The sequence below is a fragment of the Pseudomonas sp. RT4P38 genome, assembly GCF_054897765.1.
On record NZ_CM142703.1, the window covers coordinates 523,906 to 537,490 of the forward strand.

At 59.3% G+C, this 13,585-nt stretch carries 14 protein-coding genes; 8 read left to right on the plus strand and 6 right to left on the minus strand.

The window, feature by feature from the left end; genetic code table 11:
* Nucleotides 1-6: 6 nt before the first annotated feature.
* Complete coding sequence (locus ACYZT7_RS02465; protein WP_449642796.1) at nt 7-411, minus strand: acetyl-CoA sensor PanZ family protein; 405 nt, start codon at nt 409-411, stop codon at nt 7-9.
* A 223-nt stretch (nt 412-634) separates the two neighbouring features.
* Here ACYZT7_RS02465 and ACYZT7_RS02470 point away from each other — a divergent pair, with 223 nt between their 5' ends.
* The 7 genes from ACYZT7_RS02470 to ACYZT7_RS02500 all read left to right on the plus strand — a co-directional run bounded on the left by ACYZT7_RS02470 (nt 635) and on the right by ACYZT7_RS02500 (nt 6,468).
* Nucleotides 635-2,299, plus strand: a complete 1,665-nt coding sequence (locus tag ACYZT7_RS02470; protein ID WP_462039813.1) for an OFA family MFS transporter — start codon at nt 635-637, stop codon at nt 2,297-2,299.
* A 282-nt stretch (nt 2,300-2,581) separates the two neighbouring features.
* On the plus strand, nt 2,582-3,175 hold the full coding sequence (hisB, locus tag ACYZT7_RS02475) for an imidazoleglycerol-phosphate dehydratase HisB (protein WP_123367004.1): 594 nt from the start codon (nt 2,582-2,584) through the stop codon (nt 3,173-3,175).
* Nucleotides 3,175-3,813 carry an imidazole glycerol phosphate synthase subunit HisH gene (gene hisH / locus ACYZT7_RS02480; protein ID WP_462039814.1) on the plus strand — a complete coding sequence of 213 codons (639 nt, stop codon included), beginning with the start codon at nt 3,175-3,177 and terminating at the stop codon, nt 3,811-3,813. Before hisB ends, hisH begins: the two co-directional genes overlap by 1 nt.
* A complete protein-coding gene (locus tag ACYZT7_RS02485; protein ID WP_403104477.1) occupies nt 3,814-4,074 on the plus strand; it encodes a DUF2164 domain-containing protein in 261 nt (86 codons plus the stop codon). It abuts the gene before it with no gap.
* Between the two features lie 42 nt (nt 4,075-4,116).
* A complete protein-coding gene (gene hisA, locus ACYZT7_RS02490) occupies nt 4,117-4,854 on the plus strand; it encodes a 1-(5-phosphoribosyl)-5-[(5-phosphoribosylamino)methylideneamino]imidazole-4-carboxamide isomerase (protein ID WP_282377342.1) in 738 nt (245 codons plus the stop codon).
* A 9-nt stretch (nt 4,855-4,863) separates the two neighbouring features.
* The gene (gene hisF / locus ACYZT7_RS02495; RefSeq protein ID WP_121731627.1) at nt 4,864-5,634 is read left to right on the plus strand and encodes an imidazole glycerol phosphate synthase subunit HisF; all 771 of its coding nucleotides are present in this window, start codon (nt 4,864-4,866) and stop codon (nt 5,632-5,634) included.
* A 78-nt stretch (nt 5,635-5,712) separates the two neighbouring features.
* Nucleotides 5,713-6,468, plus strand: coding sequence for a substrate-binding periplasmic protein (locus ACYZT7_RS02500; RefSeq protein ID WP_462039815.1), 756 nt, complete (start codon nt 5,713-5,715; stop codon nt 6,466-6,468).
* Nucleotides 6,469-6,471: 3 nt separating this feature from the next.
* On the opposite strand, the gene ACYZT7_RS02505 is transcribed toward ACYZT7_RS02500, so the two are convergent.
* The 5 genes from ACYZT7_RS02505 to gpmI all read right to left on the minus strand — a co-directional run bounded on the left by ACYZT7_RS02505 (nt 6,472) and on the right by gpmI (nt 13,017).
* Nucleotides 6,472-7,710, minus strand: a complete 1,239-nt coding sequence (locus tag ACYZT7_RS02505; protein ID WP_462039816.1) for a trypsin-like serine peptidase — start codon at nt 7,708-7,710, stop codon at nt 6,472-6,474.
* A 104-nt stretch (nt 7,711-7,814) separates the two neighbouring features.
* A complete protein-coding gene (locus ACYZT7_RS02510) occupies nt 7,815-8,606 on the minus strand; it encodes a divergent polysaccharide deacetylase family protein (protein WP_462039817.1) in 792 nt (263 codons plus the stop codon).
* A 1-nt stretch (nt 8,607) separates the two neighbouring features.
* Entirely contained in the window at nt 8,608-9,927 is a 1,320-nt protein-coding gene (locus ACYZT7_RS02515) for a S41 family peptidase (RefSeq protein WP_449642791.1), read from the minus strand.
* A gap of 31 nt (nt 9,928-9,958) precedes the next feature.
* Nucleotides 9,959-11,257 carry a murein hydrolase activator EnvC family protein gene (locus ACYZT7_RS02520; RefSeq protein ID WP_462039818.1) on the minus strand — a complete coding sequence of 433 codons (1,299 nt, stop codon included), beginning with the start codon at nt 11,255-11,257 and terminating at the stop codon, nt 9,959-9,961.
* 230 nt (nt 11,258-11,487) lie between these two features.
* Nucleotides 11,488-13,017, minus strand: coding sequence for a 2,3-bisphosphoglycerate-independent phosphoglycerate mutase (gene gpmI, locus ACYZT7_RS02525; RefSeq protein WP_462039819.1), 1,530 nt, complete (start codon nt 13,015-13,017; stop codon nt 11,488-11,490).
* Nucleotides 13,018-13,170: 153 nt separating this feature from the next.
* On the opposite strand from gpmI, the gene ACYZT7_RS02530 reads away from it, so the two are divergent.
* Nucleotides 13,171-13,584: a rhodanese-like domain-containing protein gene (locus tag ACYZT7_RS02530; RefSeq protein WP_247292360.1), complete on the plus strand. Its 414-nt coding sequence runs from the start codon at nt 13,171-13,173 to the stop codon at nt 13,582-13,584.
* Nucleotide 13,585 lies beyond the last annotated feature (1 nt).

The window sequence follows — 13,585 nt, forward strand, 5'->3', positions numbered from 1 at the left end:
CAGCGATCACGTCGACAACACGTCCAGCGGCACTTTCAGTTTGGCCGCCAGCGCTTGTGCCTCCAGGTGCCCGGCAGGCGCCAGCAGACGCAAAATCGCGCCTGATTGCGACGCCATTTTCTGCGCTTCGTGCACCAGGCGCTCGGCCACGCCACGACGACGGGTAATTTTTCGTACGCATAGTTGAGACAGATGCCAGACATCCTGATGACGTTGCAGACGTGCTGCGCCCAACAGGCGATCATTGAAGCGGCCGGCAATCAGCGAACCCTCAAGCAGGCAGCCTTCGATCAACTGCACATCCCCGGCAAACGGCGCAAACAGCCAGTCCGGCGCATCGCGGTAGATCTTCTGTAGATCTTGCTGGTCCTGGTAAGTGGCTTCGTTCAGCGGCTCGACTATGATCGGCATGGCGGTTCCTTCGGTGGTACGAAAACAGACAACGTACAAAAGGTGATGTCACTTTGGTTTTTCTGTCACGTACAGATGGTAACCTCTGCCGGTTCGTCCGTCCTTCTGCGACTTGATGTCACACCAAAATGAAGCTTCACCCCGATAAAACAGTCGTGCGTGCGCATAAAGGCTGGGGGTGAAGAGTGGCAGGCGAACCCTACTAATAATTGGGGGATACACAATGACCACGAGCATCACGGCGGACGGCCTCACGGCTGACCAGCCCTCGTTCCTGTCCAAGGAACGCATCATCGCCAAGCCCGGTTTCAACCGTTGGCTGGTCCCACCGGCCGCCCTGGCCATCCACCTTTGCATCGGCATGGCCTACGGCTTCTCGGTGTTCTGGTTGCCACTGTCCAAAGCCCTGGGCGTGACCAAGGCAGCGGCTTGCGCGCCGGACATGAGCTTCATCTCGCAAGTCTTTTCGTCCCAATGCGACTGGCCGATCTCGATGCTCGGCTGGATCTACACCCTGTTCTTCATCTTCCTAGGCTGCTCGGCAGCGATCTGGGGTGGCTGGCTGGAACACGCCGGGCCACGCAAGGCCGGCGTTGTATCGGCACTGTGCTGGTGTGGCGGTCTGCTGATTTCAGCGCTGGGGGTCTATACCCACCAGATATGGCTGATGTGGATCGGTTCCGGGGTCATTGGCGGTATCGGCCTGGGCTTGGGCTACATCTCGCCGGTTTCGACCCTGATCAAGTGGTTCCCGGACAAACGCGGCATGGCGACCGGCATGGCGATCATGGGTTTTGGCGGTGGCGCGATGGTCGGTGCTCCGCTGGCCGCAGCCCTGATGGGTCACTTCGCTTCGCCAACCAGCGTCGGCGTATGGCAGAGCTTTCTGGTGATGGCCGCGATCTACTTCGTGTTCATGATCGGTGGCGCACTGTCCTACCGCGTTCCGCCAACCGGCTGGAAGCCTGAAGGCTGGACCTCTCCGGCGAAGAAAGCTTCCAACGCGATGATCACCCACCGTCACGTCCACGTGAATGTGGCGTGGAAAACCCCGCAATTCCGTCTGGTGTGGCTGGTGCTGTGCCTGAACGTATCCGCCGGTATCGGCATCCTCGGCATGGCGTCGCCGCTGTTGCAGGAAGTGTTCGCCGGTAAGTTGCTGGGTAACGGTCTGACTTTCGGTCAGCTCGACGCCTCGCAGTTGGCCTCGATCGCTGCGATCGCTGCCGGTTTCACCGGTTTGCTGAGCCTGTTCAACATTGGTGGCCGGTTCTTCTGGGCGTCGTTCTCCGACTACCTGGGTCGCAAAAACACCTACTTCGTGTTCTTCGCCTTGGGCTTTGCTCTGTACGCGTTGATTCCAAACCTCGGTCACTTGGGCAACGTTGCGCTGTTCGTGGCGGCCTTCTGCATCATCCTGTCGATGTACGGCGGTGGTTTTGCGACGGCCCCTGCGTATCTCGCGGACCTGTTCGGCACGCAAATGGTCGGCGCGATCCATGGTCGTCTGCTGACTGCCTGGGCGGCGGCGGGTGTGTTGGGTCCGGTGTTGGTGAACTACCTGCGTGAATATCAGCTGAGCATTGGCGTTGAGCGCGCCGCAGCATACGACATCACTCTGTACATCCTCGCTGGCCTGCTGGTGCTGGGTTTCCTGTGCAACCTGCTGGTGCGTCCGGTGGCTGACAAGTACTTCATGACAGACGCTGAACTGGCTGCCGAACAGGCGCTGGGCCATGACAAGGGTGCTGATGCCAGCACTTCGCTGGAGTGGAAAGCGGCACCTGGCACACGTCCGCTGGCGATTGCCGCGTGGCTGGTGGTGGGGATTCCGTTGGCATGGGGTGTTTGGGTGACCCTGCAAAAAACGGCAGTTCTGTTCCACTAAGTTAAGTAAACGCATCACCCCTGTGGGAGCGAGCTTGCTCGCGATGGCGGTCTGACAGTCGACAGAGATGTTGAATGTGAGGGCCTCATCGTCGGAACGCCGCCCGGAGCAAGCTCGCTCCCACATTTGTTTTGTGGTGTGTACAAATGGCTTGTATGGACATGTCTATCCCCGACAACACGGGATTCACTCCGTCAGTGATATCACCTCCCGTGTTTCTGTTTGGCGCTCGCGCCCCTATAATGGTTGCCTTTTTCGCCCAATGATTTTGCGGAGCTGGTGATGGCCGAACGTAAGGCGTCAGTCGAGCGCGACACTCTGGAAACCCAGATCAAAGCCTCGATCAACCTGGATGGCACCGGAAAGGCCCGATTTGATATCGGTGTTCCTTTTCTTGAGCACATGCTGGACCAGATCGCCCGTCACGGGCTGATCGACATGGATATTGTCAGCAAGGGCGACCTGCATATCGACGATCACCACACGGTGGAAGACGTCGGTATCACCCTGGGTCAGGCCTTCGCCAAAGCCATCGGCGACAAGAAAGGCATCCGTCGTTACGGCCACGCCTACGTGCCGCTCGATGAAGCGCTGTCGCGCGTGGTGATCGACTTCTCCGGCCGTCCGGGCCTGCAGATGCATGTTCCCTATACTCGCGCCACCGTTGGCGGCTTCGACGTTGACCTGTTCCAGGAGTTCTTCCAGGGCTTCGTCAACCATGCCCTCGTCAGCCTGCACATCGACAACCTGCGTGGCACCAACACCCACCACCAGATCGAAACCGTGTTCAAGGCTTTCGGCCGCGCCCTGCGCATGGCCGTAGAGCTGGATGACCGCATGGCCGGTCAGATGCCGTCGACCAAGGGCGTTCTGTAATGCAGACGGTCGCGGTTATCGATTACGGCATGGGCAACCTGCACTCGGTGGCCAAGGCCCTCGAGCACGTCGGTGCCGGCAAGGTCTTGATCACCAGTGATGCCGACGTGATTCGCGAAGCCGACCGGGTGGTATTTCCCGGCGTCGGCGCGATTCGCGATTGCATGGCGGAGATCCGTCGCCTGGGCTTCGATTCGCTGGTGCGTGAAGTCAGCCAGAACCGTCCGTTCCTCGGCATCTGCGTCGGCATGCAAGCCTTGCTCGACAGCAGTGAAGAGAACGACGGCGTCGACTGCATCGGCCTGTTTCCAGGCGCAGTGAAGTTCTTCGGCAAAGACCTGCACGAAGACGGCGAGCACCTGAAAGTCCCGCACATGGGCTGGAACGAAGTGAAGCAGACGGTCACACATCCGCTGTGGCACAACATTCCGGACCTGGCGCGTTTCTACTTCGTGCACAGCTACTACATCGCTGCCGGCAACCCGCGGCAAGTGGTGGGTGGCGGTCACTACGGTGTTGACTTCGCCGCCGCGCTGGCCGATGGCTCGCGTTTCGCCGTGCAGTTCCACCCGGAGAAAAGCCATGCCCATGGTCTGCAATTGCTGCAGAACTTCGCCGCGTGGGATGGTCGCTGGTAAATGGCCGCCAAGAAAACGAAGCCGCCGATCCTGACCCTCACTCCCGAACAGGAGAACGAGGCCAATCACAAGATCAAACGCTTCATGGAGGATCGCTTCGAACTCGACCTGGGTTCGTTCGAAGCGGCTGAAATCCTTGAGCTGTTTACCCGCGAAATTGCTCCGCACTATTACAACAGGGCGATTTTCGATGTGCAGACGCACCTCAAAGAGAGGTTCGAAAGCATCGAAAGCGACCTGTGGGCGCTCGAGAAAAACTGATTTTCGAGTGAAGCTGAACAATCGAATTTGAAGGTTTGCCAGATGCTGATTATTCCCGCTATCGATCTTAAAGACGGTGCCTGTGTTCGTCTGCGCCAGGGCCGCATGGAAGATTCCACGGTGTTTTCCGATGACCCGGTGAGCATGGCTGCCAAGTGGGTGGAGGGCGGTTGCCGTCGTCTGCATCTGGTCGACTTGAACGGCGCTTTCGAAGGCCAGCCGGTCAACGGCGAAGTGGTCACCGCTATCGCCAAGCGCTACCCGAACCTGCCGATCCAGATCGGCGGCGGTATCCGTTCCCTGGAAACCATCGAACACTACGTGAAGGCCGGCGTGAGCTACGTGATCATCGGCACCAAAGCCGTGAAAGATCCGGCCTTCGTCGCTGAAGCCTGCCGCGCGTTCCCGGGCAAGGTTATTGTCGGTCTGGATGCCAAAGACGGTTTCGTCGCCACCGATGGCTGGGCTGAGATCAGCACCCTTCAGGTGATCGACCTGGCCAAGCAGTTCGAAGCTGATGGCGTGTCCGCGATCGTTTATACCGACATCGCCAAAGACGGCATGATGCAGGGCTGCAACGTACCGTTCACCGCTGCGTTGGCCGCTGCAACCAAGATCCCGGTGATCGCTTCCGGTGGCATCCACAACCTCGGTGACATCAAGTCGCTGCTAGACGCCAAGGCGCCAGGCATCATCGGCGCCATCACTGGCCGGGCGATCTACGAAGGCACTCTCGATGTCGCTGAAGCGCAAGCTTTCTGCGATTCGTACAAAGGCTGAGGACTGACCATGGCGCTGGCCAAACGCATCATCCCTTGCCTGGACGTGGATAACGGCCGGGTGGTCAAGGGCGTCAAGTTCGAGAACATCCGCGACGCCGGTGACCCGGTAGAAATCGCCCGTCGCTATGACGAGCAGGGTGCCGACGAGATTACCTTTCTCGACATCACCGCCAGCGTCGATGGCCGCGACACCACGCTGCACACTGTCGAGCGCATGGCCAGCCAGGTGTTCATTCCGCTGACCGTGGGCGGCGGCGTGCGTACCGTGCAGGACATTCGCAACTTGTTGAATGCTGGCGCGGACAAGGTCTCGATCAACACTGCTGCGGTGTTCAACCCGGAATTCGTTGGCGAAGCTGCTCAACATTTCGGTTCGCAGTGCATCGTCGTTGCCATCGACGCCAAGAAGGTTTCACTGCCGGGCGAAACCCCGCGCTGGGAGATTTTCACCCACGGCGGCCGCAAGCCGACCGGTCTCGACGCCGTTGAATGGGCGAAGAAAATGGAAGGCCTGGGTGCTGGCGAAATCCTGCTGACCAGCATGGACCAGGACGGCATGAAAAACGGCTTCGACCTGGGCGTCACCCGTGCCATCAGCGATGCGCTGGGTATTCCGGTGATTGCTTCCGGCGGCGTTGGCAACCTCCAGCATTTGGCTGACGGCATTATCGAAGGCCATGCCAGCGCAGTATTGGCGGCGAGTATTTTCCACTTCGGCGAATACACCGTGCAGGAAGCCAAGGCCTACATGGCTCATCGCGGCATCGTGATGCGCTAAACAAACCGATACAGGCCAGTGGACATCATGGCGGGCTCAAGGCACTCTTGGGTACGCCATGGATCTCGGTAGCCAGACATGCTTAGACGCCTTCTTTTCGCCCTCGCCAGCGCTTCTCTTTTGCTCGTCAATGGGGTGCATGCCGCAGAAAATCACGACACCGATCTGGTGTTGCTGACTGAAAACTTCCCACCGTACAACATGGCGAAGAACGGCAAGAACTTCGCTCAGGACGAGAACATCAACGGCATCGCCGTCGACATCGTCCGTGAGATGTTCAAACGTGCCAAAGTCACTTACAGCCTGACGCTACGCTTCCCTTGGGAACGGATCTACAAAATCGCCCTTGAGAAACCCGGTTACGGCGTGTTCGTGATGGCTCGGTTGCCGGACCGCGAGAACCTGTTCAAGTGGGTCGGCCCGATTGGCCCGGATGACTGGATCATGCTGGCCAAGGCTGACAGCAAGATCACCCTCGAGACGCTGGATCAGGCGCGCAAATACAAGATTGGCGCCTACAAGGGTGATGCAATTGCCGAGACGTTGGCCAAGCAGGGATTGAAGCCGATTGTCGTGCTGCGGGATCAGGACAACGCGAAGAAACTGGTCAATGGCCAGATCGACCTGTGGGCCACCGGCGACCCTGCCGGCCGTTACCTCGCGCGACAGGATGGCGTGACCGGCCTCAAGACCGTGATGCGATTCAACAGCGCCGAGCTTTACTTGGCGCTGAACAAGGACGTGCCGGATGAGGTGGTGGCGAAGCTGCAAGCCGCGCTGGATCAGCTACGCAAGGAAGGCGTGGTGGACGACATAATGGCGAAGTATCTGTAACCATCACTTCGATACAACCTGAGACGGAGCGGTCGGCGTCGCGCTCAAGTACACGGCACTTGTAAACACGTTATTCAACATCGCCCTTGTCAGCTGCAGTTCCCCTGAGGCGACGCCGATAATGCACAGTGCATGTGCGCCGCTTTGTGGCCCGATTTCAGTATTGATGTAAGCATCTTCAGCGCTGATGGCGGCACTGTAATTGTCGGAAGCTTTGCAGTCCCTGGCGTTATGGACCGTTTTGTAGCGATAGAAGGGCGCCTCGAGGGAGAACCTGAAGTCCCACGTAGGCAATACGATCTGCTCATCCGCGTTTTGCGTTCTATGAACGTATGACTTGAGCTTCCAGGGCTCCGTGACAGTCAGCTCGACCGGCTCCAATGAACAGTTCGCCCCATCGCTGGTGAAGACACCGTCAATAAAGCAGTTGTGTAGAAAGTTGGCAGAGTAGCTGTAGTTGAAACGGGCAGCTGTGCAGGACGTCGAGTGTTCACAGCCAGGCGGCGCTGGTGTATTGCGCGAGCTTACGACTTTACTGACGATGCCGGTGATTTCATTGGTGTGGCGGTTCAGCATCGGGCTACCGGAGCTGCCAGGGCGAAGGTCGCAGCTGTTTTTCATGGCCAAAGGCAACACCCCGGGGTGATCGATGAACGTTCCGGCGGTTTGTTCAGCGCAGGCACTCAATCGAAGCCCTTGTTCGGTAAAGCCGCTCGGCGCGCCAATGTTAAGCGCATCATGACTCTCGTTGGTTTGATGGGACGCCAGCTTGAGCGGGTTGACCCCGGCCTGTATCAGCGACGCCAATGTTGCGTCGACCTCCAGTACTGCAAGATCGGTCCCGACCAGACTGCTCCATCGGGCAGTCCGGATGGCGTATCGGCGCTTACGCTGTGGCATGTCATGAAAGTAGTGGAAAGTGACGCTGGCTTTCAAAGGCAGATTGGTCCGCGCCGAACCGAACTGAAACAACACGCAATGACCGCTGGTGAGCAGGTAAGCAGGGCCGGTGGCTCGGCCTTGCCTGTTTCGCGTATCCAGTAGAACGGCGCTGCAGGTCTCGCCCGATTGGAGACTGAGTCGTCCCACGCCGCTCCAGAGTTCATAAAAATGTTCGCTGTTTTGCAGTGCCCTTGACGGTGAGTCGTTGACGGCGCCTTCGCCCAGATCGCGGGCCTGCACTGCGGAAATAGCCAGCAGGCCAATCAGGCCTGCGAAGCAAAAGAAGCTAAGGTATTTCATGTCCATTCCTTGGTGATGAAATTCAGGGTGAGCGCTATCGTGGCACGCGGCGGTGTACCGGCAGGTATAGATAGTTATCGCGAAATGGAGTGGGCTGCGAGGAGTTATCGTGCGGTCGGGAGGCGGTACTGGCCATCCTTGCCGTGCGCTGCCGTTGCACGATTGCTGCGCACGCTGATCATCTGTTTGATGTCGATCCACTCAATCCCCTGAGCCTTGAGCTTGGGCAGCTCACGCTCCAGTACTGCCAGTGTCTGCGGATACGGATGCCCGATCATCACCGCCGAGCCCTGTTTGCGCGCCAGGTTGATCGCCGTCTGTAGCTGCGTGAAGATCGCCGCTTCAGTGCGCTCATCATCCAGAAACACATCCCGAGAAACACTCGCCAAGCCGATTTTCTGCGCCTCGGCCGCCGCTACGGTTTGTGCGCTGGTGCGGCTGTCGACGAAGAATTTGTGCCGACGTTGCAGGTCCGCCATCAACCAGGCCATGGCGGCCGGCTGAGCCGTCATGCGACTGCCCATATGATTGTTGATGCCAGCGGTATAGGGCACGACCTTGAACGCCGCGTTCAGGCGTTTCTCAAGTTCGTCGATGGGCAAATCAGGGCGCCAGGCGAACGGCCCCGTTGCCGGGTCCATGGGCATGTGCAGGATGACGATCTTGCCGGCACGATGGGCCTCGCGGGCGAATTCGGTGGCGTGGGGTGTGTCGGGCATGATCGCCGTGGTGACGGGGCCGGGCAGGGCCAGCACGCGACGATCCCGGGGCAGGTTCTGCCCCAGGTCATCGATGATCAGACTTAGGTAGGCCTTTTGAGGCGCCGTCGCGACGGGCGCTGCATGAGCAACACCCGCCAGACAGCACAGCAAGCCGAGGATGAACCGCAGCTGCATCTCAGCGGCCGGAGGTGATGCTCAGCCCTTTGAGCAGGCTCAGCGCCTGGGCCAATTGGTAGTCGTCATCCTGCGGCATCGCCTTGGCTTTGCCGCTGGAGCTGGTCGGTTTGTCGGCGCCGCCGTTGCCATTGCCCAGGTGACCTTGCAGATCGGCTTCCTTGAAGTACTCGCCGTCCTGCTCGCTGGTGATTTTGGCCTTGCGCACTTCGATGTCCGGAACGATACCCTGAGCCTGGATCGAGCGACCGTTCGGCGTGTAATACAGCGCCGTGGTGATCTTCAGTGCGCGTTCGTTGTTCAGCGGCAGGACGGTTTGTACCGAGCCTTTGCCGAAACTGGTGGTACCCATGACCACCGCGCGTTTTTGATCCTGCAAGGCGCCGGCGACAATTTCCGACGCCGAGGCGCTGCCGCCGTTGATCAGTGCGACCATTGGCACGGCTTCGCTTTCGTCTTTGCCGGTGGCGGAGAAGCGCAGTTCGGAGTTGGCGATACGGCCCTTGGTGTAAACGATCAGGCCCTTGGTGATGAAGTGGTCGACCACTTCCACCGCCGCTTGCAGCACGCCGCCCGGGTTGTTCCGCAGGTCGAGGATGATGCCTTTGAGCTTCTTGCCGTTGTCCTTGCGCAGCTTGGCCAGGGCTTTGGAGACTTCGTCACCGGTCTTGACCTGGAACTGGGTGATGCGGATGTAGCCGTAACCGGATTCCAGCAACTGGCTCTTCACGCTCTTCACTTGAATGATGGCGCGGGTCAGGGTCACGTCGAACGGTGTACCGCCGTCCCGTACCAGGGTCAGGGTGATTTTCTGGCCGATCTTGCCGCGCATCTTGTCCACGGCTTCGGTCATGCTCTGGCCACGGGTCGGCTGGCCGTTGATCTTGACGATGAAGTCGCCGGCCTGAATGCCAGCCTTGGAGGCCGGGGTGTCATCGATCGGTGAAACGACCTTGATGAAACCGTCTTCAGCGCCGACTTCGATGCCCAAGCCACCAAATTCGCCGCTGGTGCTTTCCTGCAATTCAGCGAAGTCTTCCGGGCCCAGGTAGGCGGAGTGTGGGTCGAGGTTGCTGAGCATGCCTTTGATGGCGTTTTCCAGCAGTGTCTTGTCGTCCACCGGTTCAACATAGGCGGCTTTGATCCGATCCATGACCTCGGCGAAGGTGCGCAACTCTTCCAGCGGCAATGGCGCCTTGGTGGTCGCAGCAGTGCCCGCAGGCGCGACTGCCGGAGCCGGTTGAGCGGCGAACGCCAGAGGCGCGCCGATCACCAGGGCGATCGTCAGGGCCAGCGAGGTAAGGCGGGACAAATGCAGCATGTCGAACGAACTCCTGAATTAGGTAACGTGCTTATCCTTGCGCACGACACCATTGCGCCGGATCACTCGGGTGACCCTGCTGACGAATAGCGAAATACAGCGCTGGTGTGTCCTGCCCGCCACTGCTACCCACAGTGGAGATGGACTCACCGGCTTTTACAACGTCACCCGCAGCCTTGAGCAGCGTCTGGTTGTGACCATAAAGACTCAAAAAACCGTTGCCATGGTCGAGAATCACCAGCAGCCCGGCGCCTCGCAACCAGTCGGCGAACACCACGCGACCGCCATGCACGGCGTGCACCTGGCTGCCGGCGGAGGAGCTGATCATCACGCCGTCCCACTTGGTGCGGGCGTCATCGCCACGGGTTTCGCCAAAGCGTGCCAGCAGTCGACCATCAACGGGCCAAGGAAGTTTTCCCCGAGTTGAAGCGAAAGGGCCACCAAAGGTCTCGCCTGAGCTTGATACCAGAGCGCCGGGCGTCGATTTAACAGGTTTGCGTGGGGCGTCAGTGGCGTCTGCGTCTGCTTCAGCCTGAGCCTCACGTAAACGCTTTTTTTCGGCTTCCTGCTGGGCGATCAGCGCTTTTTGCCGCGCTTCCTCTGCCTCACGGGCCTGACGGGCCAGGGTTTCTTCAATGGTTTTAAGGACTTTAGACAGGTCTGCCTGATCCTGCTCGCGGGCTGCCAGCTTCTGATCGCGGGCCTTCACGTCGTCGCTGAGCTTGGCCAGGACTTGCTGGCGCTCCTTGCGGACTTTGTCGAGTTCGTCGCGCTGGCTGTCGAGGCTGCTTTTCTGCACCAGCAATTGCGCCTGTTGCATGGCGATGTCTTTTTCGACATTGGCCAGTTGGCGCAGGGTTTCGTTGAAATTCTTCAGCTGCTCCAGGCGGGCCTGGCTCAGGTAGTCGTAATAGGTGAGGGTGCGGGCGAATTTTTCCGGGTTTTGCTGGTTGAGCAGCAGCTTCAAGTACTCCTGACGGCCGTTTTGATAAGCCGCGCGGGCCTGAATGGCGATCAGTCGCTGCTGTTCAATGCGCGCGCTCTGGAGTTTTTTTTTCTCGGCATCGAGTCGCTGCAGCTCGGATTCGCTTTTCTTCAGCTCTTTTTGCAGGGCTTCGACCTGCTTCTCAAGCTTGCCCATCTCGGTTTCGGTGCCTTTGAGGTCTTTTTGCACACCGGATTTTTCTTCCTGGAGCTTGCCCAGCAGTTTTTTCAGCTCGGCAATGTCCTGACGCGTGGCGTCCAACTGTTGTTGGGTTTGCGCGCGCTCGTCAGCAAAGGCCGGTTGGAGCAGGCATGTCAGAGCAAGGGCTATCAGGACGCGAAGCATAGAGGCGGGCGACACCAGGGAAAGGGACGGCCTAGTATGCCCGCCAAGCGTGGCAAAAAAAATGCCCAATTCGGACTGTGTGATGACTGGACCCAAAAACACCCACAAACCAATGTGGGAGCGAGCTTGCTCGCGATGGCGGCCTGACATTCAACATAGATGTTGGCTGTTAGATTGCTATCGCGAGCAAGCTCGCTCCCACAGGGTTTGATGGTGTTTGGAAGGTTGAGTTACACCAGAATCGACGTGCCGGTCATCTCGGCAGGTTTCTCAAGCCCCATCAACATCAACATGGTCGGCGCCACATCCGCCAGCACGCCGCCGTCGCGAACCTTGAAGTCACGCTTGCCGACATAAATGAACGGCACCGGCTCGGTAGTGTGAGCGGTATGGGCCTGACCGGTGGATTCGTCGGCCATTTGCTCGACGTTGCCGTGGTCGGCGGTGATCAGCGCTTCGCCGCCGACTTTTTCCAGCGCGTCGACGATGCGGCCGACGCACAGGTCCAGGCATTCAACCGCTTTGACGGCTGCGTCGAACACGCCACTGTGGCCGACCATGTCGCCGTTGGCGTAGTTGACCACGATCACGTCGTAACGCTGGTTTTCGATAGCGTCGACGATGCGGTCGGTGACTTCCGGGGCGCTCATCTCGGGCTGCAAGTCATAGGTGGCGACTTTCGGCGACGGGATCAGGATGCGCTCTTCGCCCGGGAACGGTTCTTCGCGACCGCCGGAGAAGAAGAAGGTCACGTGGGCATACTTCTCGGTTTCGGCGATGCGCAGCTGGGTCTTGCCGTTTTTCGCCAGGTAGTCGCCCAGCACGTTGTCCAGACTGCCCGCAGCGAAGGCCGATGGCGCGGGAATGCTGGCGGAGTACTGGGTCAGCATGACGAAGCCGGCCAGTTTTGGCTGGCGCGCACGTTCGAATTCCTTGAAATCGTCTTCAACGAACACGCGGGTCAGTTCACGGGCGCGGTCGGCGCGGAAGTTCATGAACACCACGGCGTCGCCGTCTTCGACTTTCACCGGCTCACCGATGGAGGTTGCTTTGACGAATTCGTCGCTCTCGCCGCGTTCGTACGCGGCTTGCAGGCCTTCCTGAGCGGTGGCGGCGTTGAATTCGCCGTTGCCATCGACAATCAGGTTGTAGGCCTGGGACACGCGGTCCCAACGGTTGTCGCGGTCCATGGCGAAGTACCGGCCGACAATGCTGGCGATCCGGCCTTTGCCGAGGGCCTGAAAGCTTGCGTCCAGCAGTTCGATCGACGACTGAGCGCTTTTCGGCGGGGTGTCGCGGCCGTCGAGGAAGGCGTGCAGGTAGATTTTTTCAGCACCGCGCTTGTAGGCCAGTTCGGCCATGGCAACCAAGTGATCCTGGTGGCTGTGAACGCCGCCATCGGACAGCAGGCCCATGAAGTGCACAGCTTTACCGGCAGCGACGGCTTTATCCACAGCGGCGCAGATAGTCGGGTTTTCGAAAAACTCGCCATCGCGGATCGATTTGGTCACGCGCGTGAAGTCTTGATACACCACGCGACCGGCGCCGAGGTTCATGTGGCCGACTTCGGAGTTGCCCATCTGGCCATCCGGCAGGCCGACGTCCATGCCGCTGCCCGAGATCAGGCCGTTCGGCACGTTGGCCCATAAACGGTCCAGCACGGGCTTCTTGGCCGCAAAGATGGCGTTGGATTCAGGGCTCTCACTGTGACCGAAGCCGTCGAGAATAATCAGGACCAAAGGTTTAGGCGTGGTAGTCATGGATTCCACTCGTGGCTGAGTTAAAAGAGGGCGATGGAAAAGGGAGTGGCAGTTTAAAGGCAAGTTCAACCCACGTCACCGCCGGACGGGGTTTGGCCCACCATAGTGGCTGTGTATACTGGCCGACATTTTAACGCCCTGGAACCTCCTTCGATGGTTGATCACCTGATTGCATTTGCCACTACCCACTATCTGCTCGTCGGCATCTTCGCCGTTCTGCTGGCTCTGCTGATCGCCCATGAGATGAAGGGCGGCGGCCGTAGCCTGAGCACCGGGGAACTGACCGGGCTGGTCAACAAGGACGCAGGCGTGGTGATCGACATTCGTCCGACCAAGGATTTCGCCGCCGGTCACATTGTTGGCGCGTTGAACATTCCTCACGACAAACTGACCGCTCGCGTCGGCGAACTGGAAAAGCACAAGGCCAAGACCATCATCCTGGTTGATGCCATGGGCCAGACTGCCGGCACTCATGCCCGCGAGCTGATGAAATCCGGCTTCACCGCCGCCAAGCTCTCCGGCGGCATTTCCAGCTGGAAGGGTGACAACCTGCCGCTGGTGAAGTGAT

Coding starts and splice junctions, on each gene's coding strand:
- hisH (WP_462039814.1), top strand. CDS start 3,175: ATGCAGACGGTCGCGGTTATCGATTACGGCATGGGCAACCTGCACTCG.
- ACYZT7_RS02520 (WP_462039818.1), bottom strand. CDS start 11,257: ATGCTTCGCGTCCTGATAGCCCTTGCTCTGACATGCCTGCTCCAACCG.
- ACYZT7_RS02500 (WP_462039815.1), top strand. CDS start 5,713: ATGCTTAGACGCCTTCTTTTCGCCCTCGCCAGCGCTTCTCTTTTGCTC.
- hisF (WP_121731627.1), top strand. CDS start 4,864: ATGGCGCTGGCCAAACGCATCATCCCTTGCCTGGACGTGGATAACGGC.
- ACYZT7_RS02465 (WP_449642796.1), bottom strand. CDS start 411: ATGCCGATCATAGTCGAGCCGCTGAACGAAGCCACTTACCAGGACCAG.
- ACYZT7_RS02505 (WP_462039816.1), bottom strand. CDS start 7,710: ATGAAATACCTTAGCTTCTTTTGCTTCGCAGGCCTGATTGGCCTGCTG.
- hisA (WP_282377342.1), top strand. CDS start 4,117: ATGCTGATTATTCCCGCTATCGATCTTAAAGACGGTGCCTGTGTTCGT.
- ACYZT7_RS02485 (WP_403104477.1), top strand. CDS start 3,814: ATGGCCGCCAAGAAAACGAAGCCGCCGATCCTGACCCTCACTCCCGAA.
- ACYZT7_RS02510 (WP_462039817.1), bottom strand. CDS start 8,606: ATGCAGCTGCGGTTCATCCTCGGCTTGCTGTGCTGTCTGGCGGGTGTT.
- ACYZT7_RS02470 (WP_462039813.1), top strand. CDS start 635: ATGACCACGAGCATCACGGCGGACGGCCTCACGGCTGACCAGCCCTCG.
- gpmI (WP_462039819.1), bottom strand. CDS start 13,017: ATGACTACCACGCCTAAACCTTTGGTCCTGATTATTCTCGACGGCTTC.
- hisB (WP_123367004.1), top strand. CDS start 2,582: ATGGCCGAACGTAAGGCGTCAGTCGAGCGCGACACTCTGGAAACCCAG.
- ACYZT7_RS02530 (WP_247292360.1), top strand. CDS start 13,171: ATGGTTGATCACCTGATTGCATTTGCCACTACCCACTATCTGCTCGTC.
- ACYZT7_RS02515 (WP_449642791.1), bottom strand. CDS start 9,927: ATGCTGCATTTGTCCCGCCTTACCTCGCTGGCCCTGACGATCGCCCTG.